A 23,715-nucleotide genomic window follows, 5' to 3' on the forward strand; every position below is an offset into this window, starting at 1 on the left:
TTCGCTATAGGGGCACCGTTATAACCAGCCGGGGGCGCTCAGGCCAGCCCACAAATGTAAGAAAATATGACCCGGCCTAGGCCAACGCGGCCAGCAGGGCGGTTTCATCCACCTGATCCAGCTGCTCGGGGGCGAGGAAGCGCTCGGCATAGTCGCGCCAGATGCCGCTGCTGACAAACAGGGCAAACAGGGCGGGATCGATGTGTTGCTCGCGCACCATGCTCTGCATGATGGCCAGCGACTGGGAGACCGTCTTGCCCGATTTGTAGGGGCGATCGCTGGCGGTCAGCGCCTCGAAGATGTCGGCGATGGCCATGATGCGGGCGGGGATGCTCATCTGGCTGCCCAGCAGCTGGCGCGGATAGCCCTTGCCGTCCATCCGCTCGTGGTGGCCGCCGGCAATCTCGGGCACGCTGCGCAGATGGCGGGGGAAGGGGAGGCGTTCGAGCATGCGGATGGTCTGGATGATGTGCTCGTTGATCTTGTAGCGCTCCTCCTCGGTAAGGGTGCCGCGACCGATGGCGAGGTTGTAACGCTCGCCGCGGTTGTAGAGGTGAGTGGGCACTCGCACCTTGAAGCCCCAGGGATTGCGCTCGTCCAGCTGATCATGAACGGGGCGGGGGATGAGGTGGGCGGCCTTGTCCGCCAGCAGGGGTTCTACGCAGGGCAGTGGTGCGGCCGGCTCGTTCTGGCGCAGCTTGAGCTCCTCCCGGCTGATGCCGAGTCGATCGTCCAGGGTGCGCAGCCAGGTGCGGCTGGCGATGGCATCCAGCCTGGCCAGCTTCTCCGGTGCCATCCACTCACCGCCCAGGTTGCACTCGGCGACGAAGGCGAACTCCTGATCCAGGGTGCTCCAGAGCGGAGCCACCTCGCTCCTGGCCGCTTCCCGTTCGGACGCCGGCAGGCGGGCCGCCAGCGCCTCGATGTAGCCGTCGCACTTGAGCACCTCGAAGCGGGTGCGGATCTCGTGGATCCGGTCGTAGAGGGTCTCCAGCTTGGTGGCCTTGTCCACCACGAACTCGGGGGTGGTCACCTTGCCACAGTCGTGCAGCCAGCTGGCGATATGGATGGCCTCCCACTCCTCCTCGTTGAGCCGAAACTCGGCGAACGGCCCCTGCTGCTGGGCGCAGGCGGCCTCGGTCAGCATCCGGGTCAGCTCCGGCACCCGCTGGCAGTGGCCGCCGGTGTAGGGGCTCTTGGCGTCGATGGCGCCGGCCATCAGCTCGATGAAGGATTCCAGCAGCTGTTTCTGCTCCTCCAGCAGGCGCTGGTTCTCGATGGCGGAGGCCGAAGTGCCCGCCAGCGCTTCGATCAGGCTGATGCGCGAGGCCAGCTCGCGGGCCGGGCAGTCAGGCAGGATCAGCAGCAGGCAGCCGCTCAGCTCCTGGCGATGGTTGCGCAGCGGCTCGGCCACCAGCTGGCAGGGGCCGGGGAAGGGGCCCCAGTCGGCCAGATACTGCTGCCAACCACTCTGGTCGATGGCGAGGCTGAGCCGCTCGCCCCGGGCCAGCTCGCCAAACAGGGCCTGCTGCCAGCGGACCTGTCCGGCCGGCAGCGGCGCTTGGCGCCACAGCGCCTGTACCGCCACCATGCCCTGCTCCTGGGCCAGGTAGAGACAACCCCCTTCGGCCTGCACCGCGGCGATGGTCTCGTGCAGGATGCGGCTGAGCAGAGAGTCGAAGCGGTGTTCGGCCGCCAGCGCCCGCCCCATGTTCATGAAGTTGCCGAGGGTCAGCCGCATGCCGGACATGGTGCGGGCCAGATCATCGATCTCGCGGATGGCCGACTCGGGGACCCGGCTTTCGCCAAAATCGAAGTGCTGGATCCGCTCCGCCTCCTTGGTGAGCGCCAGCAGCGGGGTGGCGGTACGCCGCGAGACCAGCCAGATCACCGGCAGCAGCAACAGCAGGCCCGCCAGTGCCCAGCCCAGGTTGACCAGGGCTTCGTCCCGGGCCTGCTGATAGAGCTGGTCGGCCGAGACCAGCAGGGCGATGTGGAAGGGGGAGTCGGTCCCGAGGGGAGCGAGGTTGACCAGCCAGTCACTGCCATCGGTGGCGGTCAGGTTGAGCTCGGCCGGCTCGCTCAGCAGGGTGGGCTGGCTGATGATCCGCTGCTGCAGATCCGGCAGGGCCGGGTGGGGCAGGGTCGCCAGCATGGGCAGCTGGCTCAGCTGCTCGAAGCTGGGCAGGTGTCTGGGGTCGGCGGCCAGCAGGGTGGCGTACTCATCGAACAGGATCACCTGGCTCTGGGCGGGCAGCTGCAGCTTGCCGATCAGGGCCGACAGCCCCTCGACGCTGGTGTCGAGCCCGATCACGGCGCGCCGGTCGTCGCTCTCCACCGCCAGCGTCATGCCCGGCTCCTTGGTGGTGAAGAACAGATAGGGGCTGGTGGTGGCGATCCCCGCGCGCCAGCGGGCCTGCTTGTACCAGTCGCGGCTGCGGGGATCGTAGCGGTAGTTCGGCATGGGGCGGCGCTCGAGCAGGGTCAGCCGTTGATCGAAATAGAGAAATTCTCCCTTGCCCTGGCTGAGGCTCTGCACCAGCAGGGTACTGGCGGCCGGTACGCCCCCCAGCTGGGCTCGGGCCCGCTCGGTCAGCTTGCGCACCAGAAAGAAGTCGCCATCCTCGTAGCCGGCGTAGACGGCCCCATAGCTGGGGCTGTTGGCCAGCACCTCCGCCAGTTGCGGCAGGTAGGCCAGGCGTTCGGTCAACGTGGTCATGGCGGCCAGCTGGCCGCTGCGCAACAGGCTGAGCGACATGCGGGCCGGTCGCTCGTTCAGCTGCAGGGCGAGGGCCAGCTGCTGGCGATACTGCAGGAAGTTCTGTCGCTCGTGCTCCAGTCCCTGGCGTGCCCCTTGCTGGAACTGCAAGGCGATGAGGGCGCTGCCGAGCAGGGTGAACAGCAGGATGAAGAGGGTGGCGATATGCACATAGAAGGGTTTACGACCTGGCCTGGCAGTTGTCATGGACACATCCTTGTCACACGGGCGATTGCAGAGACGATCAGCTTGCAGTGTGCCAACAGGATGACAGAAAACACAATAACCCATTCATGGATATCGGGATGTGGCTGACGGAAACGGCGCCTGCCGGGGCTCTCGGCGCTCGCTCTGGCCAATTTTGCCGGCTGATCAGGTGATTCATTCAGGTATCCCGTGCTACATTGCCCCACTTGTTACTGGTCTGTGAATCAATGGAGTGACCCATGTCTGCCATCCCCTATTCCGTACTCGATCTGGTGCCCGTGGCCGAAGGCTCCCAGCCGGCCGAGTCGTTTCGCCGCTCGCTGGACCTGGCCCGTCATGCCGAACGCCTGGGCTATTGCCGCTACTGGCTGGCCGAGCACCACAACATGCCGGGCATCGCCAGCGCCGCCACTTCGGTGCTGATCGGTCATCTGGCCGGCGGTACCAATACCCTGCGCATCGGGGCGGGCGGCATCATGCTGCCGAACCACTCGCCGCTGGTCATCGCCGAGCAGTTCGGCACCCTGGCGTCGCTCTATCCGGATCGCATCGATCTGGGGCTTGGCCGTGCGCCGGGCACCGATCAGCGCACCATGCGGGCGCTCAGACGCCAGCGCAGCGGTGAGGTGGATGACTTCCCGGCCGATGTGCGCGAGTTGATGGATTACTTTGGCGACGAGGTGGGGGCGGTGCAGGCGGTACCGGGGCAGGGGCTGCATCTGCCCATCTGGCTGCTGGGCTCCAGCCTCTACAGCGCCCAGCTGGCGGCCGCCATGGGGCTGCCGTTCGGCTTTGCCTCCCACTTCGCGCCCGCCATGCTGCTGCAGGCGCTGGAGATCTATCGCGCCCAGTATCGCCCCTCCGCCCGCTGGCCCAAGCCCCATGCGGTGGTCTGCATCAACATGATCGCCGCCGACAGCGAGCGGGAGGCGCGCTTCCAGTTCACCACCCTGCAGCAGCAGTTCCTGCGCCTGCATCGCGGCAACGCAGGCAAGCTGCCGGCCCCTGTCATCGAACTGGGAGAGGAGTGGTCAGAGCGCGAGCTGGTGGCCATGGAGCAGACCCTGGCCCGTTCGCTGGTGGGCAATCCGGACCAGATACGTCACGGCCTCAAGGCGCTGCTGGCGGAAACCCGGGCCGACGAGCTGATGTTCAACGGCCCCATCGTCGATCATCAGGCTCGCCTGCGCTCTTTCGAGATTGCCGCCGAGTTGATGCAGACGCTATAAGCTCGCCTGCCCGATACCAAGGCGCTATCTTGCACAAAGTGCCACCTCTGTCGCCCTGCTGTCAGGTGATCGAAAGGGGGGCGTCGTGGGGAGGAATAGCTGAGTTTTTGAGCACGCTCTTTTATCTAATGTACTGAATCCAAAGGAAAGTCAGGTTGGTGTCAGGGCGCTGTCGTGGCCCATGGCACCCGCCGGCCCCTATGCTGGCCCCGTCAATCAACCACAAGGAGTTCGAGATGATCGTCAGGAAGTTGAGATTGCAGCGGGGCTGGTCACAGGAGCAGTTGGCCGCCTTTACCGGCCTGAGCGTTCGCACCATACAGCGGATCGAGCAGGGTCAGCAGCCCGGACTGGAATCCCTCAAGGCCCTGGCCGCCGTCTTTGAGCTCGAAGTGGCGCAACTTGACGGTACAAGCCAACAGGAGCACGAGATGAGAGGGAGTGACACGATGGAACGGGATGAGATACGGGTATCGGTAGAGGAGCGGGCCGCCATGCGTTATGTGGAGGGGCTCAAGGGCTTCTATTACCACATCGCCAGCTACCTGCTGGTGATTTGCGGGCTGTTTGTCATCAACTACCTGAGCAACCCGGGCTATATCTGGGCCTGGTGGCCAGCGCTGGGCTGGGGGCTGGGATTGATCTCCCATGCCATCAACCTGTTCCAGCCGTTCAAGCTGTTCGGGCCCGAATGGGAGCGGCAGCAGATCGAGAAACGGCTGGGGCGCAAGCTCTAGGGTGAGTGGTGCACCATAAAAAACGGGCCCGGCAATGCCGGGCCCGTTTTGTTTTGCAGCCTATCTGGCGTAGGCGGGACTGTGAGTGGCGAGCAGCGCCTCATCTTCATGGCGCCACAGGGTTGCTCAGAGTCAGCCGCTTATCGTCACTTGGCGTAAGTGGGATAGGGAGTAGCGATCAGGGCGTCATCTTCATAGCGCCACCGGGTGAGGCCCTGATTGCTCAGACGCACTCCTCTCGTCACTTGGCGTAAGTGGGACAGGGGGTGGCGATCAGGGCGTCATCTTCATAGCGCCACAGGGTGAGGCTGTTGCCCCAGACACAGCCGGTGTCCAGCGCCTTGATGTCCTGCTTGCCGGTGTTGCCCATCAGGGCCGCCCAGTGGCCGAACACCAGGATGGGGTCATCCACATGGTGCTCGCGCTGCTCGAACCAGGGGCGCAGGCCCGGGGTTGACTCCTTGGGGCCCTTCTTGCATTTGAAGTCGAGCCGGCCGTCGAAATAGCAGAAGCGCATCCGGGTGAAGGTGTTGATGATGTAGCGGTAGCGCTCGATCCCGACCAGATCGTCCTGCCAGCCATCCGGCTGATCGCCATACATGTTGTGCAGCAGCCACTGGTACTGATCGCCGCGCAGCAGGCTCTCCACCTCGCGGGCGCAGTTGCGGGCAGTGCGGGCGTCCCACGCCGGGGAGATGCCGGCATGTACCATCATGATGGGCAGGTCGGGGTGCTCCGCCAGCAGCGGACGGTGGCGCAGCCACTCCAGCAGCTCGTCCCGATCCGGTGCCTCCATCAGCTCCTGCAGCTTGTCTTTCTTCTTGAGCGGGGCGACGCCATCGGCGACCGCCAGCAGGTGCAGATCGTGGTTGCCGAGCACGGTGACGGCCCGGTTGCCCAGCCCCTTGACGAAGCGCAGGGTATTGAGAGAGTCCGGGCCGCGGGCGACCAGATCGCCGCACAGCCAGAGCACGTCGTTAGCGGGATCGAACTCGGCCAGATCCAGCAGACGGCGCAAATCGTCGTAACAGCCCTGGATATCGCCAACAAAACAGTTCGCCATGAAACCTCAGTTGATAATGTGGGGGACGGCCAGCGTAAAGGGCGCGATGGGCGCCTCGAATTGCTGCCCCGACTCGTCTTGCAGGGTATAACTCCCTTCCATCACCCCGAGCGGGGTGGCCAGCGGCACGCCGCTCTGATAGCGGAAGGTCTCTCCCTCTGCGATCACCGGCTGCTCGCCGACCACGCCGGGGCCTTCGACTTCCAGCATCTTGCCATTGGCATCGGTGATGAGCCAGCGCCGGTGCAGCAGCTGCGCCGGGCCCGGCCCCAGGTTCTCGATCTCGATGAGATAATGGAACTGGTAAGGGTCTTTGGAATCCGCCACATAACGGGGGTATGGGCGGATCACGATGTGCGGAGTTGCCACGGGATCAGGCCTGTTGCTGATCCGCCAGCCAGTTGGCGATCATGACGAACTGCTCGAGGGAGAGGTTCTCCGGGCGCAGGTTGCCATCGATACCAAGCTCGGTCAGCTGGGCGTCCGTGATGAAGTTGGAGAAGCTGTTGCGGATGGTCTTGCGACGCTGGCCGAAGCCTTCGGTGCAGACCCGGTTCAGGCAACGAATGTCTTTCGCGACGATGGTCGGGTTCTTGTGCGGGATCAGACGCACCACGGCGGAATCCACCTTCGGTGCCGGCTTGAAGGCGCCAGGGCCCACTTCCAGTACCGGCACTACCTGACAGTAGTACTGGGTCATCACGCTCAGCCGGCCATAAGCCTTGCTGCCAGGGCCGGCTGCCAGACGCAGGACCACTTCCTTTTGCAGCATGAAGTGCATGTCCTCTACCCGGTCGGCGAACTCGCACAGGTGGAAGATGAGCGGGGTGGAGATGTTGTAGGGCAGGTTGCCGAAGATGCGCAGCGGCCCCTTGCCTTCCCCCATCAGGGTGCCGAAGTCGAAGCGCATGGCATCGGCCTCGATGACGGTCAGCTTCTCCTTGAGGGTCGGGTGCTCGCGCAGGCGCGCGGCCAAGTCCCGGTCCAGCTCGACCACGGTCATCTTGTCCATCTGGGAGGCGACCGGCTCGGTCAGCGCGGCCAGACCCGGGCCGATCTCCACCAGGTTCTGACCCGGCTGTGGATTGATGGCGGCCACGATCTGATCGATCACGTAGCGATCGTGCAAGAAGTTCTGACCGAAACGCTTACGGGCGGTGTGGCCCATGTGCACCTTGTTGCTCTGCACCTTACTGCTCATATCTTTTTTTCTCTACCATCTTGATGGCGTGGTTGATCGCGGTGATCAGGCTGCCCGAGTCTGCGAGGCCCTTGCCTGCCAGATCCAGTGCGGTGCCGTGATCCACCGAAGTGCGGATGAAAGGAAGTCCAAGGGTGATATTGACCGAACTGCCGAAGCCCTTGTATTTGAGCACGGGCAGCCCCTGGTCGTGGTACATGGCGAGTACCGCATCCGCATCCTTGAGGTATTTGTCCTGGAACAGGGTATCGGCCGGCAACGGGCCGACCAGATCGATCCCCTCCTGGCGAAGGCCTGCCAGGGCGGGTTCGATCACGTCAATCTCTTCACGGCCGAGATGGCCGCCTTCCCCGGCGTGGGGATTGAGGCCGCAGACGTAAATGCGGGGGGTGGCGATGCCGAATTTGCTCTTGAGATCCGCATCCAGGATGCGGATCACTTTGCCGAGCCGATCCTCGGTGATGGCCATCGCCACATAGGCCAGCGGAATGTGGGTGGTCGCCAGCGCGACCCGCAGCCCCTCGGTCGCCAGCAGCATCACCACGTCGGCGGTGCCCGACTGCTGGGCGAAGAACTCGGTGTGACCGCTGAACGAGACGCCAGCCTGGTTGATGATCCCCTTGTGTACCGGCCCGGTCACCACGGCGGCAAATTCGCCGCTCATGTTGCCGTCGCAGGCGCGCTGCAGGGTGGCCAGTACGTAGGCGCCGTTGCCCTCGTCGAGCATACCCGGCGCCACGGCGGCGCCGAGGGGAACCGGACAGACGGTGAGGGTGCCCGCCCGTTGCGGGTGGGCAGGCTGGTCGGCATCATAGGGCTGCAGCTCGACGGGCAGCCCCAGCAGGGCGGCCCGCTCGCGCAGCAGCGCCGGATCGGCGATCACCACCAGCTGGTGTGGCCAATCCTGCTGGGCAATCTGCAGCACCAGATCCGGACCGATCCCGGCCGGTTCACCCGGGGTGATGGCGAGACGACGACAACTCATCAGCTGCCGGCGCCTTCGATCTGGATGTAGGCCTCGTCACGCAGCTCGTCCAGCCAGGCTTGGGACTCTTCGGTGAAGCGACGGTTGTAGATCAGCTGATAGGCGCGCTGCTCCTGGGCCTTGTTGGTGGCATCCTGGCTGCGGCGCTCTTCCAGCTGGACGATGTGCCAGCCGTGGGTGGTGCGGAAGGGTTCGCTGATCTGGCCCGGTTGCAGGCGGTTGACCATGTCGCGGAACTCCGGCACATAAACGTTGGGATCGGACCAGCCCAGTTCGCCGCCTTGCACCGCTGAACCCGGATCTTCGGAGTATTTCTCCGCCAGGCTGGCGAAGCTGGCCTTGCCGCTCTTGATGTCGTGCAGGATGCCGTCCAGCATGCCCTTGGCTTTTTCTTCGCTCAGGATGATGGAGGGCTTGATCAGGATGTGGCGGGCGCGCACTTCGGTCTGCACGACCTGCTGCTGACCCTTGGTGTCGAACACCTTGATGATGTGCAGGCCGGCACCGGAACGCAGCGGGCCGACGATGTCGCCCTTCTTGGTGCCTTGCACGGCCTCGGCCATCAGGGTCGGCATCTCTTGCGGGCTCATCCAGCCCCAGTCACCCCCTTCCAGCGCCTTGGGTCCGCTGCTCTCGGCAATGGCCATCTTGCGGAAGTCGGCGCCCTGCTTGAGGGCGGCCAGGATGCGTTCAATCTTGCTCTTGGCGACGTTGAGCTGCTCGGCGCTCGGGTTGTCCGGCAGGGCAACCTGGATGTGACCGACATGGTATTGCTGCTGTTGCTGACCCTGTTTGGCGAGGATGTCGACCACCTGCTTCACCTCCTGCTCGGAGATGTTGATGCGGCGGCGCACCTGATTGCGGCGCACCTCGTTCATCAGGATCTCGCGGCGCACCTCTTCCCGATACTGGGCATAGGTCAGCCCTTCACGGGCCAGCTGGGCCCGCAGCTGATCCAGGGTCATCTTGTTGTCGGCGGCGATGCTCTGGATTGCCTGCTCCAGCTGGGTATCGCTGATCTTGAGGCCCTGACGATCCGCCAGTTGCAGCTGCAGGCTCTCCTGGATCAGCCGATCCAGCGCCTGTTTGCGCAGGGTGGCGTCATCGGGCAGGGACTGGCCGCTCTCCTGGGCAGAGGCTTTTACCTTCTGCACCAGAGCTTCCTGCTGGCTGGCCAGCACCACGTCCTTGTTGACCACGGCAAGCACCTTGTCCATCAGTTCGGGGGCGGCGAAGGCACCCTGGCTCATGGCTCCGAACAGGCCTGCAGTCAGCAGGGAAATCAACGTCTTCTTCATATCCATCTCTCAAGGCGTTTGCCAGACCGCTTATTGGTCTCGCAGGTTAAACGGACGAATGTAAGGCAGTGCTTCGGTGTCCAGGGAAGTACCCTTGGAGCCGGTACCCACGCTACCCAATCCTTTCATTTCAAACTGAATGCCCAGACTGCGCTCCGAGGTCGGACGCATGGTCACGTTGTCCGGAGTGTTGACCCACTCCAGGTTGAAGTTGATGCTCCAGCAGCAGGAGTCGTACTTCAGGCCTACCTTGCGATCAGACTTCACGCTCTGATTCAGCTCCTGATAGTAACCCCCGTACAGGTGCCACTGGTCGTTGAGCGGGGTAGTCAACAGCAGGCCGATCTGGTTGAGGTCGGTTACCTGTCCCTTGTTTTCAAGATCGTAGTTGGCATCGCGCACGAAACGATGGTTCAGCTGGCTGATCAGCTTCTCGCGGCGATACTCGATGGCGCTGTTGGCGGAGCTGAGCCGGCTCTGGTCCACATCATATTGCGCGCCGGCATGGGCAAACCACTGCTCGTTGATCTTGGCATCCCCCTCGAAGGAGAGCGGGGAGCGGGTGTTGGTGGTCAGGGTCTCGCTGGGATAGAGCTTGACCCTGGGCGCAACAAAATCGAAAGCTTGGGCAACGGCCAGCCGAATTCGTTCATCACCGGCCTCATCATATACCCGGCTGGTGAGACCGATGGAGACTCTGTTGGAGTCGCTGATGCGATCCAGGCCCGCGTAGCGGCGGTCGCTGAACAGGCTGTAGTAGTCCTGGCGCATGCCGGTGGAGTCATAGACGCCAATGTTGTCCTGATCCTTGTAGGGCACATAGAGGTACTGGAACTCCGGCTCCAGGGTCTGGTTGGCATCGCCGCCGAACCAGTTCTGGTTGCGCTCGAAAGTCATGCCGCCCTTGAGGCGGAAGGAGGGTAGGGTGCGGGTGATGATCCCTTCGTCCAGGGTGACCCCGTTGCCGTTTTCAGGAGTAAAGCGGCTGACAAAGGTCTGGCTCATGTTGTCCGGCACTTCCTGATCGTAACGGGTGTACATCAGCTTGTACTGGCTGTCGAGGTAGTAGCCGGCCTCGTTGATGAGCGGCATGGTCAGAGTCGGAGCTGTGTAGACCCGGGTACCGGTGTAGGCACTACCCTGATTCTGGGCGATGGCCTGGGCGTTGTTGTAGCCGAACTTGGTGATCTCGGTGTTCCAGGCGAGATCGTACCAGCTGCCCTGCTGGTAATAGTTGTGGTCGATGCGCGGCATCAGCTCGTGGGGCTGCTGGGCGCTGGCCAGCAGGATCTGGTAGGTGCGCACCTCGGTGTTGATGTTCCAGTTGGGTTGGAAGTAACCAGCCATCAGGGACTGCTGCAACTGGTTCTCGACCTGGGTGCCTACCTTGGGGGAGAAGTCGTTGAAGTAGTTGTAATCCCGATCCCGCACCTTGGTGTAGTCGAGCGACACCCGTATGGCGTTGTCGGCAAACAGCGAGGTGTGGTTGGCGTTGAGCAGGTAACGGTGACCGTCAGACATGGCCTGGTTGAGGCTCGGGGTCTCGTCGTACTGCTTGTCGTTGGCCAGGTTCTCGAAATAGAGGCTGCCGACATGGGCCGGATCCGGCATGTAGCGGAACTGCACCTGCTCCATCAGGCCCCGTCTGTCCATGAAGCGGGAAGTGATGGTGGCATCGTAGTTGGGGGCTATGTTCCAGTAGAACGGCTGGGTGATGTCCATGCCGTTCTTGGAGCTCTGGGTATAACCCGGGTAGAGCAGACCCGTCTTGCGTTCATCCTTGATGGGGAAGTTGATGTACGGGAAGTAGAACACCGGGTAGTCGTAGAGCCAGAGACTGGCGTTCCAGGCCTCCCCGAACACCTCGGTCTGATCGATGTCGATGCTGCCCGCCTTCAGGGTCCACACTTCCTGACCCGGCGGGCAGGTGGTGTACTGGGCCCCTTCCAGGGTGATGTTCTGGTTGTTGTTGGTCATGGTGACCCGGTCGGCTGAGCCGCGCACCGGCGAGCCATGCACCTGATACTTGCCCTCTTCCAGCTCGGAGTTCTTGGTATCCAGGTTGGATTTCAGGGTCTTGTCGCTGGTGACCGTGATCTGGCCATCGTTGTAGTAGATGTTGCCGATGGCGATGACGTCCCGGCTCTTCTGATCGAGCTCGGCGTAGTCGGAATCGAACTTGCGCACGCCCTGGCGCACCTTGACGTCGCCCTGGTAGACGGCGGTGCCGCCCTGCTTGGCTTCGAGCCGATCGGCATCCACTTCCACGGGTTGGGCGTTGGCGTCCTTGCCGGGCGCCAGCTTCTCAATCTTGGGGACATAGTCATAGCAGAGCCCGTCCAGGATCCCGGTAGCGGGCGGCGGCGTCAGCGGCGCCGCCTGCACTATGGCCGGGGTCAGGGCTGGAACAAGGCTGATGGTCAGGGCGATGGGATAGGAGTATCCCAGTGTCCGTTTTGTCATGTGAAAGACTCGCGCAATCCGTGGTAGCTACGGCTGATTCAAGACATGCATTTTACGACAGGATTCATCGAGTTGACATTGCATGTCATTGCTTTATGTTAGCCGGCAATGATAAAGCATTATTGCGGCCAGGGCTAACAGCCAAGTGCTGCTTTCCAATTTGGTCCCCGACTTATGCACGATCGCGATTCCCTCTTGTTGCACTGGGCGCGCCGGATTTCCGGTGATGCCAGCCTGCAGTTGACCCTCATTTCCGGTGACGCCAGTTTTCGCCGCTACCACCGTGGCGGTGGCCTGATCTGGGTGGATGCCAATCCTAAAACCGAAAAAAATCATGAGTTTGTCCGCAATGCCTCGGCCCTGCACGCTGGTGGCCTGCTGGCCCCCGAGGTGCAGGCGGTGGACTACGAGCAGGGGCTGCTGGCGGTGACCGATCTGGGGGACACCCAGCTTATCGGCTGCCTGAACGCAGACAACGTGCTGGCCTGGTACGGCAAGGCCATCGCGCTGCTGCCCCGTCTCGGCGCTGTTGAACTGGACCTTGAGCCTTTTGATTCCGCCTTTATGGCGCGGGAGAACAGCATTTTCCCCGAGTGGCTGCTGGGTCACCATCTGCAACTGACCCTGAGCGATGAAGAGCAGCAGTTGCTGGCCGAGACCTTCGCCTGCCTCACCGAGAACAACCTGGCCCAGCCGCAGGGGGTGATGCACCGGGATTTTCACAGCCGCAACCTGATGGTGTGCGGTGGCGAGACCCCGGCCGACAGCCGGCTGGCGGTCATCGACTTCCAGGACATGGTCATAGGCCCGCTCAGCTATGACCTGGTCTCGCTGCTGAAAGACTGCTATGTGCGCTGGCCGGACGCGGTGATCGAGCAGGGCATGCGGCTCGGGTTTGACACCCTGCAGCAGGCCAAGCTGCTGGGCGAGCTCGATTACGCCGCGTTTCGTCGTGCCGCTGATCTCACCGGCATGCAGCGCCACCTCAAGGCGGCGGGTATCTTCACCCGTCTCTACCACCGCGATGGCAAGTCCGGCTACCTCAAGGACATTCCTCGCACCCTCGGTTATGTGGTGGACGTCTGCCGCAGCCATGGCGCGAGCTACCCGGTGCTGGCCCGCTTCGGCCAGTGGCTGGAGCAGGTGGTGCTGCCCGGGCTGGCCCGCAGCGGAGTGGCGTCATGAAGGCGATGATCCTGGCCGCCGGTCGCGGCGAGCGGATGCGCCCGCTGACCGACAGCCTGCCCAAGCCGCTGCTGGCGGTGGGGGGCAAGCCGCTCATCGTGCACCATATCGAAAAGCTCAGGGATGCCGGCGTGACCGATCTGGTCATCAACCACGCCTGGCTCGGCCACAAGCTGGTGGCCGCTCTCGGCGATGGCCGTCAGTTCGGAGTAGACATTCAATGGTCGGCCGAGGAGAACGCGCTGGAGACCGCCGGCGGCATCGTGCAGGCGCTGCCGCTGCTGGGAGACGAGCCGTTTCTGGTGATCAACGGCGATACCTGGCTCGATCTGGACTATCGCACTCTGGTGACCCAGCCGCTGGGTACGGATCTGGCCCACCTCTGGCTGGTGCCCAACCCACCGCAACATCCGGCGGGGGACTTTGCGCTGCAGGCGGGCAGGGTGGTCGATACCCAGGCGCTGACCTTCAGCGGAGTCGGGCTCTATGATCCCGCCGCCTTTGCCGGACTCCCGCCGGGGGCGCGCAAGTTGGCGCCGCTGCTGCGGGAGTGGATGGCGCAAGGCCGGGTGGGCGGCAGCCTGCTGGCCGGCGAGTGGCGCGACATCGGAACGGTGGCGCGGCTGCAGGCGCTGGACGATCAGTTGCAAGGACGCACTCATTAATTTCACGAGGTCTTGAACCATGCGTATTTGGGGTAAGGTGCTTGGCGCCTTCTTCGGTTTTCTGCTCGGCAACATCTTCGGTGCCCTGCTTGGCCTCTGGATCGGCCACCGTTTCGACCGTGGCATGGGCTTGAATTTTCGCCGCGCGCCCACCCAGCAGCAACAGGCGGTCTTCTTCCACGCCACCTTCGCCGTCATGGGTCACATCGCCAAGGCGAGCGGCCAGGTGACCGAGCAGGAGATCCGGGTCGCCTCCAACCTGATGGACCGGATGCGGCTGGCAGGTGAGCTGCGTGCTCGTGCCCAGGAGTCGTTCCGTCAGGGCAAGGAGGCGGACTTCCCACTGCGGGAGACCCTGGCCGAGTTTCGCCGTGCCAGCCAGGGTCAGCGCGATATCCTGCGCTTCTTCCTCGAGGTGCAGCTGCAGGCCGCCTTCGCCGATGGCAAGGTCGAGGCCAACGAGCGCGCCATCCTGCACACCATCGCCGACGAGCTGGGCTTCAGCCGCATCGAGCTGGCCCGCATTCTGGCGATGGCCGAGGCGCAGATGAACTTCTTCAACCGGGCGCACGGTGGCCAGTATCAGGATGGCGGGCACGGCGGGCAGCAGTACCGGCAGGAGGCCCCCTCCCGTGATCGACTCAAGGATGCCTACCAGCTGCTGGGGGTGAGCGAGAGCGACAGCGATCAGGAGATCAAGCGCGCCTACCGCAAGGAGATGAGCAAGCATCACCCGGACAAGCTGGCCGCCAAGGGCTTGCCGCCCGAGATGATGGAGATGGCCAAGGAGAAGACCCAGGAGATCCAGCAGGCCTGGGAGTGGATCCGCGAGGCGCGCGGCATTCGCTGAGCGCCCCTTTGTCAGCCATAAAAAATGCCCGTCGTTGACGGGCATTTTTGTTTGCGCTGTGTTTGTGTGTCGCGGTTTAGTGGCTGTCGACCCAGACGAACTTGAGCACGAACAGCAGGGCCACCACCAGCACGCAGGGGTTGATCTCGCGCCAGCGGCCGGTACCCGCCTTCATCACGCAGTAGGAGATGAAGCCCACGGCGATCCCCTCGGTGATGGAGAAGCTGAACGGCATCATGACCGCGGTCATGAAGGCCGGCACCGCTTCGGTCAGGTCTTCCCACTTCACCCGGGTCAGCTCGGAGCACATCAGCACGCCCACGTAGATGAGGGCGCCGGCTGCAGCGTAGGCAGGCACCATGGCGGCCACCGGAGAGAAGAAGATCGCCAGCAGGAACAGCAGGCCGACCACGATGGCGGTGAGGCCGGTACGGCCGCCGACGGCGACGCCGGAGCTGCTCTCGATGAAGGCGGTGACCGAGGAGGTGCCCATGAAGGCGCCGCCGACCGAGCTAGCGCTATCCACCAGCAGGGCCTGCTTCATGCGCGGGAAGTGACCCTTGTCATCGGCCAGTTTGGCGCGGTTGGTCACACCGATCAGGGTGCCGGAGGAGTCGAACAGGTTGACCAGCATGAAGGAGAAGATGATCCCGGCCAGGCTGATGTCGAGCGAGCCCATCAGGTCCAGCTGGCCAAACACCGGCTCGATGCTGGGGGGCATGGAGACGAAGCCCTTGAAAGTGACGTCGCCAAACAGCCAGCCCAGGGTGGTGGTCACCACGATGGCGATCAGCACGGCGGAGTGGACGCCGCGGGCGGAGAAAATGCAGATCAGGAAGAAGCCGAGCAGCCCCAGCAGGCAGGGCAGGGAGGTCAGGTTGCCCACCGTCACCATGGTGGCGGGGCTGGCGACCACGATGCCGGCGTTGTGCAGGCCGAGCAGGGCGATCAGCAGGCCGATGCCGGCGGTGATGCCGACCCGCAGGGTGAGTGGAATGTTGGCGATGAGCCAGTAGCGCACCCGCAGCAGAGTGAGGATCAGCAGGCCCATGGCACCCCAGAAGATGGTGCCCATGCCCACTTGCCAGGAGTAGCCCATGCCCGCAACGACTACGAAGGCGAAGAAGGCGTTGAGGCCCATGGCCGGAGCCAGCGCGATGGGCAGGTTGGCGAGCAGACCCATCAGGATGCTGCCGATGCCGGCGATGAGGCAGGTGGTGACGAACACGGCCTGGGTGTCCATGCCGGCCGCAGAGAGGATCTGCGGGTTGACGAAGACGATGTAGACCATGGTCAGGAAGGTGGTGATGCCGGCGATCACTTCGGTGCGGGCGTTGGTGCCATGGCCCTTCAGGGCAAACAGACGCTCAAGCAATCCTTGCCCGGCGGCCTGTGCGGGGGCCTGGTGTGGTTGATTCATGTTGGATTCCAATAGGTGACGTGAAATAAGCAGCAGGCGAGAAGCTGGTCCCATCCATGCGGGCGTGATGCCCTGTTTCTGGTGGTTAAACAACCAGACTCGTCCTGATACCGTGACAGCGCGCACATTTTTACACAGGCAGCGCCGTTTACAAACCCCGGATCTGCGAGGCGGATCAATGAATAGAGCAAAAATTCAAACGTTTGCCCTGCCGAAAATAAAAAAGGTTCTCGCTGGAGAACCTTTTGCGCGGGCAGCGACCCATCAGAGGGTCTTGAAGTAGCGCTCCACCAGTTGGGCCAGCACGGAGTCGAGGGTCTCCTGCACTTCCCCCAGCTCCCGCCCCAGGCGGCGCAGAAACAGGCTGGCCTGCTCCTCGGTCAGCTTGCGGCCGTCGATGAAAAACTCCTGCTCCGGCAATTGCTTGTCATAGCGGGGCAGCAGGGTCCAGCTCACCAGCTCCGGTTCCACGGCGGCGAAGATCTTGGCGGCGGCAGCGCAGAAGGTCTCGATGTGCGCCTTGCCGTCCGGCCCGAGGCAGCCGGGCTCGACCCGGATCTGGATGGTCAGTTTCTTTTCTGTGGTGGGCTGGGTCGTCATCTTGCTACATCCATGCATAAGGTATCCGTCTTGGATTGTAAGCGATCGGGCACAAGAAAGGGGAGCCTGGGCTCCCCTTGTGGCATGTGCCGGTTTACCTGGCGATGCGCTTGTCGTGGTGGGAACGGTGCGGCTGATGCAGCTGCCGCACTTGTTTGCCCTGTTACTTGGCGATGCGCTTGTACTTGGCGCGGTGCGGCTGGATGGCCTCGGCGCCGTAGGTCTTCTTCTTCCACTCTTCGTATTCGGTGAAGTTGCCCTCGAAGAAGGCAATCTTGCCCTCGTCCTGGTAGTCCAGGATGTGGGTGGCGATACGGTCGAGGAACCAGCGGTCGTGGGAGATGACCATGGCACAACCCGGGAACTCCAGCAGGGCGTTCTCGAGGGCGCGCAGGGTTTCGATGTCCAGATCGTTGGTCGGTTCATCCAAGAGCAGCACGTTGCCGCCGGTCTGCAGCAGCTTGGCCAGGTGCAGACGGCCGCGTTCACCACCGGACAGCTCGCCAACCCGCTTCTGCTGATCGGCGCCCTTGAAGTTGAAGCGGCCGATGTAGGCGCGGCTCGGGAACTCGTAGTTGCCGATGCGCAGGATGTCCTGGCCGTCGGCGACTTCCTCGAACACCGTCTTCTTGTCGTTCATGCTGTCGCGGAACTGGTCCACCGAGGCCAGCACCACGGTCTCACCCAGGGTGATGGAACCGGAGTCCGGCTGCTCCTGACCCGACATCATGCGGAACAGGGTCGATTTACCGGCACCGTTCGGGCCGATGATGCCGACGATGGCCCCCTTCGGAATGGAGAAGGAGAGATCGTCGATCAGCTGGCGGTCGCCGTAGGACTTGCAGAGGTTGGCCACCTCCACCACCTTGTCGCCGAGGCGCGGTCCGGGCGGAATGAACAGCTCGTTGGTTTCGTTGCGCTTCTGGTAGTCGTTGGTGTTGAGCTCTTCGAAGCGAGCCATACGGGCCTTGGACTTGGCCTGACGGCCTTTCGGGTTCTGGCGAACCCACTCCAGCTCTTTCTCGATGGACTTGCGACGAGCCGCTTCCGTGCTGGCTTCTTGCGCCAGACGGGCGTCTTTTTGCTCCAGCCAGGAGGAGTAGTTGCCCTCCCACGGGATACCTTCGCCGCGGTCCAGCTCCAGGATCCAGCCGGCCACGTTGTCGAGGAAGTAACGGTCGTGGGTGATGGCCACGACAGTGCCTTCGTAGTCGTGCAGGAAGCGCTCCAGCCAGGCCACGGATTCCGCATCCAGGTGGTTGGTCGGTTCGTCCAACAGCAGCATGTCCGGCTTTTCCAGCAGCAGGCGGCACAACGCCACCCGGCGGCGCTCACCACCGGAGAGATGCTTGATCTGGGCATCCCAGGCCGGCAGGCGCAGGGCGTCGGCCGCGCGCTCCAGCTGGTTTTCCATGTTGTGGCCGCCCTGGGCCTGGATGATGGCTTCCAGCTCGCCCTGTTCGCGGGCCAGCTTGTCGAAATCTGCATCCGGGTCGGCGTAGGCCGCATAGACCTCGTCCAGCCGGGCCATGGCGCGTTTCACCTCGCCGACCGCCTCTTCGACCGCTTCGCGCACGGTCTGCTCCGGATCCAGCTTCGGCTCCTGCGGCAGGTAGCCGATCTTGATACCGGGCTGCGGACGGGCTTCCCCTTCGATCTCGGTATCGATGCCTGCCATGATGCGCAGCAGGGTCGATTTACCGGCGCCGTTCAGACCCAACACGCCGATCTTGGCGCCCGGGAAGAAGGAGAGGGAGATGTTCTTGAGAATATGACGCTTGGGCGGCACTACCTTGCCGACCCTGTTCATGGTGTAAATAAATTGAGCCATTGGCTAATTCTCTTCCTTTTCAGCAGGTTAATGTCTTGGCACTAACAGACTGATGTCGTGGTGGGGCCAGGTCGACGCAGGTCAACCGGGTTCCAAAAAACCCGTCGATTGTAAACCAATGGGCGAGGGGGGGCAAAGGTGGCACCCGGTCGGCCATCCCCTTTGCCAGGGCCATCACAGCCAGCTGCAACGGGCCGCCAAACTTGGCATGATGAAGGCCCAGTTTGCCCCGGAGTTTGCATGACCAGCCTGCCTTCAGCCCAGCCTCTGGCGGCCACCCTCGCCGCCATGGGGCTGGCGTCCGCCATCGGTGAGCCGCTTGCCGGCCGCCTGCCTCGTTTGACCTTGGTGCCGGGTCAGCCGCTGCTGGCCCAGGGGGCGATGCAGGAGTCGGCCTTCTACATCGAGCGGGGCATCGCCCGCGCCTGCCACTACGCCCGGGACGGGCAGGAGCGCTGCAAGGAGTTCTACTTCGAAGGGGAGCTCTGCCTGCTCTACGACAGCTGGCTCAGCGGGTCGCCTGCCCGCTACCAGCTGGAGGCCGTCACGACGCTGCAACTGGTGCGGGTGCCGCTGGCCCTGCTGGACGAGCCTGCCTGGCAACCGGTCTGCATGGCCCTGCTGCGCCAGCAGCTGTGCTACAAGGAGCGCAAGGAGGCCTTCTTGCTGCTCCACTCCCCCGAAGAGCGATACCGGGAGCTCTGCCGCACCTTCCCCCACTGGCCGGCGCGGCTCACTCAGGTGCAGCTCGCCAACTACATCGGCATCAGCCCGGTCACCCTGTCGCGGATCCGCCGGCGCATTAACACGGGTTAATGCCGCGCCTTGCCCATCCCCGCCATGCTGGGCCCCTCGAACAAGCCTGGAGTGGGGATGATGTCGCTGTTTTTGTGGTCACAACTGGTGGTGAGTCTGGCGCTGCTGCTGGATCTGCTGTCGTTTCAGTTGCGGACGCGCCGGGCCATTCTGGCCTGCCTGGCGCTCTCCTGCGCCCTCAATGGCGCCCATTTCGCACTGCTGGGACAAGCGTCGGCCGCCCTGCTGCTCTGGCTGGCGAGCCTGCGCTTCGTGGTCAGCATGCTGGCTACGCGCCGCCTCTTGATGTGGCTCTTTATGGGGTTGTCCTGCCTCGCGGTGCTCGCCACCTATCAGGGACCGCTCGCCTTGCTGGGGTTGCTGGCCAGCCTGCTGCAGACCCGGGCTGCGTTTTGCCTAGATGATCGCCTGCTGCGGCGCTGGATGCTGCTGGGTACGCTCTGTTGGCTGGCCAACAACCTGCTGGTGGGTTCACCCGTGGCGGCGCTGATGGAGGGGCTGTTTCTGGTCAGCAATCTGGTGGGCTACTACCGCCACTATGGGCGCAGGGCGTGTCCGGGGAGTTGATATCGGCTGCGGGAGAAACCGTGGGCCAAGTCCCGCTTGATAGGGATTACAAAGCAAAGAAGCCGCCATAGTGGCGGCCTCTCAGGCTCATCAGGCTTTGTTGAAGCCGTTGATGAGCGCTTTTGCGTAATCGATGACGAACTGCTGGCAGTGGATGGCGGTCTGCGGATCGAACTCCTCGCCGTGCAGATCGGTGTTGGAGAGCACCCGGATACCCACGAAGGGCACCTTGTAGGCCTCTGCCACCAGGGCGGCGGAGGAGGTCTCCATCTCTTCTGCTGCCGTGTTGTAGGTCTGATGCAGCCAGTTGATGCGGGCCACTTGGCGGTTCCACTCGTCGGCGGTGCCTATGATGCCGGGGACCACCCGACCGTGACGATAACGGTCGGCCATGCCGAGGGCGCGGCCGACCAGCTCGGGATCGCCAGCAAAGGAAGAGTGCTCCACCAGCTTGCCGTTGTCGCGCAGGCGCATGGTGACCTCGAAGTTGTGCCATTTGCTCGGGTCGACACCCTGTTCGGCGGGCGTCAGGTCACTGCGGTAGGCCCCCATGTTGAAGCTCTTGGTGCCGATGACGATGTCACCCCGGCGCAGCGCTGGATCGTGGCCGCCCGCCGTGCCCTGATTGATGACGAGGCGTGGCTGGAAGCGCTCCATGGCGAGGGTGGTGGCCGCGGCGGCATTGGCCAGTCCCACCTCGGTGCGGGAGACGACCACCGGATAACCCGAGAGAGTGCCCTGCCAGTAGGTCCAGGCGCCCACGGTCAGCTCCTGCTTGTCCTTGAGGGCGGCCACCAGGGTCTCGACTTCGACATCCATCGCCCCCTGGATCAGGATGGGGGCGGGAGCCGGCTTGGCCGCCACGACGGTGGAGGAGAAGAGGGCAAACAGGGTGAGCAGGCGCGAGCAGCGTTTGATGAAATTCATGGATTACCTGTAGAACGTGCGAGAAAGCGCCGGATCCTACCGAAAGGCAAACGATTGCGCAAATACGGGTATGGTTTTTGTCAATAGCGGGCCGCCAGTGAGCCTGGCTCAGGGCTGCTTGTGGCCGGCGAAGTAGAGCACCCGCCGCACATATTGCTGGGTCTCCTGATAGGGGGGGATGCCGCCATACTGCTCCACCGATTTTTCGCCAGCGTTGTAGGCCGCCGACATCAGGGTCCAGTTGCCGTCGAAGTGGGTGTGCAGCCACTTGAGATAGGCCACGCCGCCCTTGATGTTCTGCTCCGGATCGAAGGGGCGGGTCACCCCAAAGCGCTGCTGGGTCTCGGGGATGAGCTGCATCAGCCCCTGGGCATTCTTGGGGGAGACGGCGCGGCTGTCGAGGTTGGATTCGGCGATGGCGATGGCCAGCACCAGCCGTTCGTCGATGCGGTGGCGCTTGGCGGCGTGGCGCAGCATGGTGGCCAGCTTCTGCTTGGCGGGCGACTGGCGGGCCAGATAGGCCTCCAGATTGAAGGGGGTGGTGGGAATGGCGGCGAAGTAGCCGCCGGATCCACCGACGCCGCTGCCGCACTGATCCCCCATCACGGCATTGCCGACCCGGCTGTTGTAGTAGCGGGCGGCCTGCTGGTTGCCAAGGCGGATCGCCATGGCCAGGTAGGCGTTGGCCATGCGGGGGTTGCGAACCGAGCCCGGGCCGGTGGCGAGCAGGCGGCCGATGCGAAAATACCCTTCCGGATTACCCGTGGTGGCGGCGGCGCAGTAGAAGTGGATGGCCTGGGTCAGGTTGCCCTGACTCTGTGCCTGCTGACCTTTCTTCAGTGCGCTGAGCGCCTTGGGTGCCTGTCTGAAATCCCTGCTTTGCGCCGCTGCCTGCCCGGTGCCGGCCAGCAACAGCGATAAAAAAAGCAGCAAAAACAGCCTGTTTTCGCTGGAACTCGACATGGATTCTCTCCTGTTGGGGTACAGAAGATATAGGGGAACATGGCCTGTTCTGCCATTAATCCAGTGGATCCTGTTGTTATGGATCCGGGTATCCAGAGATCAAAACGGTATGGAACCAATGACCGAGGCTGATACGGCAGGGGTTGGCGACGGCTCATAAGGGTCGCCGCCAGCAAAGGTGTTGCTAGATAAGCTGCCCCTGGCCACCATCGCCACCATCGCCACCATCGCCACCATCGCCACCATCGCCACCATCGCCACCATCGGCACCATCGGCACCATCGATACCGTCAGCGCCATCAATACCATCAGCACCATCCATGTCGTCGGCACCGGCGCTGCCATCGCTGCCCGGTTCCGGGAGCCACTGGCCATTGTCCGCCGGTGGGCAGTCATCGCCGGCCGGACAGGGCGTGCGGGCCAGCAACGGGGCGCCGTGCAGGCAGCCAAGCAGCAACAGCAGAGAGCAGAGGGTACGAGTCGGTTTCATGGAATTGACCAGGCATGAACAAGGAGAGAAGAGAAGGGCCTTGCTGGCCCCTCAGACGTCGAGGTGATAGGGCTGCTCGTCCGGCTCGGCGGCGGACAGCTGGCGATACATCAGGCGGATTTCACTCGCCACCCAGAGCGAGAGCAGGCCGAGCAGGCTCAGCAGCGGCGCCAGGGTGTGGCTCTGTTGCAGTCCGTAGGCAGACAGGGCGGCGCCCAGCAACAGCAGAATACGGATCATGAGGTGACTCCTTCTCATCATGGTGAGGGCGCGGATGCGTGCCCGTGTGGCACCAAGTGTGGCCAGTATACCCCAGCCGGTGCCCGGCAAACCGCCATCCGCTTCACATCCCCATCCTAAGGGGGGAGGCGGCGAAGCACCATCCGATTAACTCATCAATCCGCGGTCGGCCGGTTCATCTGCGCGCTCATGGTGTCGATGAAGTGGCGGATCGCCACCGCGGCCGGCTGGCCATCGCCGGGCGGGGCGTAAAGCACGCAGAGATCGGCGGGGATCGCCTGCTCGAGCCGGATGAAGCGCACGTGGGGCCACTTCTGGCGGGCGTAGCTGGCCGGCACCAGTGCCACCTGCAGGCTGGTGGCCACCACCGCCATCAGGGTGTTGGGTTCGACCACCTCCTGGTTGAGATGGGGGTAGAAGCCCTCCACCAGACAGGCGTTGATGATGAGGTCGGTAGAAGAGGAGTTGGCGCGGCTCATCAGCACGAACGGCTCACCCGCCAGCTCGGGCAGGGAGACCCGCTTGCGATCCCGCAGCGGATGCTCGTCCGACACCACCAGCACCATGGACTCGCGATAGATGGTTTCGGCCAGCAGCGGATGGATGTTGACGGTGTCGGCGAAGCGGGCGAGGCCGAGGTCTATCTCCTTGCGCGAAAGCGCCTGTTTCTGCCGTTCGGGGGAGAGCTCGGTGAAGGTGATCTCGAACTCGGGGTGGCGCTGGTGACACTGGCGGATCACCTCGCCAAAGCCGGCCCAGAAGATGGAGCTGACCAGCCCGATGCGGATCTGGTTGCGCTCCATGCGCCCCGCCTGCACCACCCGGTTAAGGCCGCTTTCCAGCACGTCGAACAGCAGGGCGCACTCGGCCTGCAGCAGCCGGCCGGTGGCGGTGAGGCTCACCTGGCGGGTGTGGCGCTCGAACAGCGCCAGCCCCAGCAGGGACTCGAGTTCCTTGATCTGGGCGCTGAGCGGTGACTTGGAAACATTGAGCTGCAGGGCGGCCCGGCTGAAGTGTCCCTGGCTGGCCACCGCATGGAAGTAGCGCAGCATCTTGAGGGTGACGCGATCGCGCCAGTGACTGTCGAGGGCCAAGCGACCTCCTTCGGTGGCTGATTGAGGGCCGGGTGCGATCCCCGTCAAAGTTTGCGCGACCGGTGCGGGCGGCAGCAGGGCCGCTGCGCGGCGGATGGTCGATCCGGCTCACACCTTTGCCGGCCC

The 23,715-nt window shown here is 63.6% G+C and carries 22 protein-coding genes; 7 read left to right on the forward strand and 15 right to left on the reverse strand.

Features of this window, described 5'->3' with window-relative positions; translation table 11 throughout:
* Nucleotides 1–76 precede the first annotated feature (76 nt).
* Nucleotides 77–3,049 (reverse strand): HD domain-containing phosphohydrolase, encoded by a 2,973-nt coding sequence (locus ACPW75_RS01705; protein WP_077095411.1) that lies wholly within the window; start codon nucleotides 3,047–3,049, stop codon nucleotides 77–79.
* Nucleotides 3,050–3,204: 155 nt separating this feature from the next.
* Between ACPW75_RS01705 and ACPW75_RS01710 the strand changes: the two genes are divergently transcribed.
* Both ACPW75_RS01710 and ACPW75_RS01715 read left to right on the forward strand, forming a co-directional pair.
* Nucleotides 3,205–4,194 (forward strand): luciferase-like monooxygenase, encoded by a 990-nt coding sequence (locus ACPW75_RS01710; RefSeq protein WP_077095412.1) that lies wholly within the window; start codon nucleotides 3,205–3,207, stop codon nucleotides 4,192–4,194.
* Between the two features lie 236 nt (nucleotides 4,195–4,430).
* A complete protein-coding gene (locus ACPW75_RS01715; protein WP_017410311.1) occupies nucleotides 4,431–4,931 on the forward strand; it encodes a 2TM domain-containing protein in 501 nt (166 codons plus the stop codon).
* 241 nt (nucleotides 4,932–5,172) lie between these two features.
* Here ACPW75_RS01715 and ACPW75_RS01720 read toward each other — a convergent pair whose 3' ends face one another.
* Genes ACPW75_RS01720 through lptD form a run of 6 tightly spaced genes read right to left on the reverse strand, consistent with a single transcriptional unit; the run spans nucleotide 5,173 to nucleotide 11,941 of the window.
* Nucleotides 5,173–5,994 carry a symmetrical bis(5'-nucleosyl)-tetraphosphatase gene (locus ACPW75_RS01720; protein ID WP_011704877.1) on the reverse strand — a complete coding sequence of 274 codons (822 nt, stop codon included), beginning with the start codon at nucleotides 5,992–5,994 and terminating at the stop codon, nucleotides 5,173–5,175.
* A 6-nt stretch (nucleotides 5,995–6,000) separates the two neighbouring features.
* Nucleotides 6,001–6,363, reverse strand: a complete 363-nt coding sequence (gene apaG, locus ACPW75_RS01725) for a Co2+/Mg2+ efflux protein ApaG (RefSeq protein ID WP_016349618.1) — start codon at nucleotides 6,361–6,363, stop codon at nucleotides 6,001–6,003.
* Between the two features lie 4 nt (nucleotides 6,364–6,367).
* Nucleotides 6,368–7,195, reverse strand: coding sequence for a 16S rRNA (adenine(1518)-N(6)/adenine(1519)-N(6))-dimethyltransferase RsmA (rsmA, locus tag ACPW75_RS01730; protein WP_016349619.1), 828 nt, complete (start codon nucleotides 7,193–7,195; stop codon nucleotides 6,368–6,370).
* A complete protein-coding gene (pdxA, locus tag ACPW75_RS01735; protein ID WP_077095413.1) occupies nucleotides 7,185–8,180 on the reverse strand; it encodes a 4-hydroxythreonine-4-phosphate dehydrogenase PdxA in 996 nt (331 codons plus the stop codon). The genes rsmA and pdxA overlap by 11 nt, the downstream gene beginning before the upstream one ends.
* The gene (gene surA / locus ACPW75_RS01740; RefSeq protein WP_077095414.1) at nucleotides 8,180–9,478 is read right to left on the reverse strand and encodes a peptidylprolyl isomerase SurA; all 1,299 of its coding nucleotides are present in this window, start codon (nucleotides 9,476–9,478) and stop codon (nucleotides 8,180–8,182) included. Before surA ends, pdxA begins: the two co-directional genes overlap by 1 nt.
* A 30-nt stretch (nucleotides 9,479–9,508) precedes the next feature.
* Nucleotides 9,509–11,941, reverse strand: coding sequence for an LPS assembly protein LptD (gene lptD, locus ACPW75_RS01745; protein WP_077095415.1), 2,433 nt, complete (start codon nucleotides 11,939–11,941; stop codon nucleotides 9,509–9,511).
* Between the two features lie 174 nt (nucleotides 11,942–12,115).
* On the opposite strand from lptD, the gene ACPW75_RS01750 reads away from it, so the two are divergent.
* The 3 genes from ACPW75_RS01750 to djlA are packed head-to-tail and all read left to right on the forward strand — an operon-like array spanning nucleotide 12,116 to nucleotide 14,641.
* Nucleotides 12,116–13,126 carry an aminoglycoside phosphotransferase family protein gene (locus ACPW75_RS01750; RefSeq protein ID WP_077095416.1) on the forward strand — a complete coding sequence of 337 codons (1,011 nt, stop codon included), beginning with the start codon at nucleotides 12,116–12,118 and terminating at the stop codon, nucleotides 13,124–13,126.
* Nucleotides 13,123–13,791, forward strand: a complete 669-nt coding sequence (gene murU, locus ACPW75_RS01755; RefSeq protein ID WP_077095417.1) for an N-acetylmuramate alpha-1-phosphate uridylyltransferase MurU — start codon at nucleotides 13,123–13,125, stop codon at nucleotides 13,789–13,791. Before ACPW75_RS01750 ends, murU begins: the two co-directional genes overlap by 4 nt.
* Nucleotides 13,792–13,810: 19 nt before the next feature.
* Nucleotides 13,811–14,641, forward strand: coding sequence for a co-chaperone DjlA (gene djlA / locus ACPW75_RS01760; protein ID WP_077095418.1), 831 nt, complete (start codon nucleotides 13,811–13,813; stop codon nucleotides 14,639–14,641).
* Nucleotides 14,642–14,717: 76 nt separating this feature from the next.
* Here the strand turns inward: djlA and ACPW75_RS01765 are convergent, their stop codons facing one another.
* From ACPW75_RS01765 to ettA, 3 genes are all read right to left on the reverse strand, one after another.
* Complete coding sequence (locus ACPW75_RS01765) at nucleotides 14,718–16,061, reverse strand: NCS2 family permease (protein WP_005304142.1); 1,344 nt, start codon at nucleotides 16,059–16,061, stop codon at nucleotides 14,718–14,720.
* Between the two features lie 264 nt (nucleotides 16,062–16,325).
* Nucleotides 16,326–16,661 (reverse strand): hypothetical protein, encoded by a 336-nt coding sequence (locus ACPW75_RS01770; protein WP_077095419.1) that lies wholly within the window; start codon nucleotides 16,659–16,661, stop codon nucleotides 16,326–16,328.
* 163 nt (nucleotides 16,662–16,824) lie between these two features.
* Complete coding sequence (ettA, locus tag ACPW75_RS01775; RefSeq protein ID WP_016349627.1) at nucleotides 16,825–18,492, reverse strand: energy-dependent translational throttle protein EttA; 1,668 nt, start codon at nucleotides 18,490–18,492, stop codon at nucleotides 16,825–16,827.
* Nucleotides 18,493–18,732: 240 nt separating this feature from the next.
* Between ettA and ACPW75_RS01780 the strand changes: the two genes are divergently transcribed.
* A complete protein-coding gene (locus ACPW75_RS01780; RefSeq protein WP_077095420.1) occupies nucleotides 18,733–19,308 on the forward strand; it encodes a Crp/Fnr family transcriptional regulator in 576 nt (191 codons plus the stop codon).
* 57 nt (nucleotides 19,309–19,365) lie between these two features.
* A complete protein-coding gene (locus tag ACPW75_RS01785) occupies nucleotides 19,366–19,875 on the forward strand; it encodes a YgjV family protein (protein WP_166463283.1) in 510 nt (169 codons plus the stop codon).
* Between the two features lie 90 nt (nucleotides 19,876–19,965).
* Here the strand turns inward: ACPW75_RS01785 and ACPW75_RS01790 are convergent, their stop codons facing one another.
* From ACPW75_RS01790 to ACPW75_RS01810, 5 genes are all read right to left on the reverse strand, one after another.
* Entirely contained in the window at nucleotides 19,966–20,802 is an 837-nt protein-coding gene (locus tag ACPW75_RS01790; RefSeq protein WP_179101317.1) for a 5'-methylthioadenosine nucleosidase, read from the reverse strand.
* A 108-nt stretch (nucleotides 20,803–20,910) separates the two neighbouring features.
* Complete coding sequence (locus ACPW75_RS01795) at nucleotides 20,911–21,765, reverse strand: lytic transglycosylase domain-containing protein (RefSeq protein ID WP_029303826.1); 855 nt, start codon at nucleotides 21,763–21,765, stop codon at nucleotides 20,911–20,913.
* 184 nt (nucleotides 21,766–21,949) lie between these two features.
* Nucleotides 21,950–22,255: a hypothetical protein gene (locus ACPW75_RS01800; protein ID WP_425904408.1), complete on the reverse strand. Its 306-nt coding sequence runs from the start codon at nucleotides 22,253–22,255 to the stop codon at nucleotides 21,950–21,952.
* 51 nt (nucleotides 22,256–22,306) lie between these two features.
* The gene (locus ACPW75_RS01805) at nucleotides 22,307–22,495 is read right to left on the reverse strand and encodes a hypothetical protein (protein ID WP_077095421.1); all 189 of its coding nucleotides are present in this window, start codon (nucleotides 22,493–22,495) and stop codon (nucleotides 22,307–22,309) included.
* 155 nt (nucleotides 22,496–22,650) lie between these two features.
* A complete protein-coding gene (locus tag ACPW75_RS01810; protein WP_077095422.1) occupies nucleotides 22,651–23,589 on the reverse strand; it encodes a LysR family transcriptional regulator in 939 nt (312 codons plus the stop codon).
* Nucleotides 23,590–23,715: the final 126 nt, after the last annotated feature.

The sequence above is a fragment of the Aeromonas sp. FL131 genome, assembly GCF_049860615.1.
Taxonomy (GTDB): domain Bacteria; phylum Pseudomonadota; class Gammaproteobacteria; order Enterobacterales; family Aeromonadaceae; genus Aeromonas; species Aeromonas hydrophila.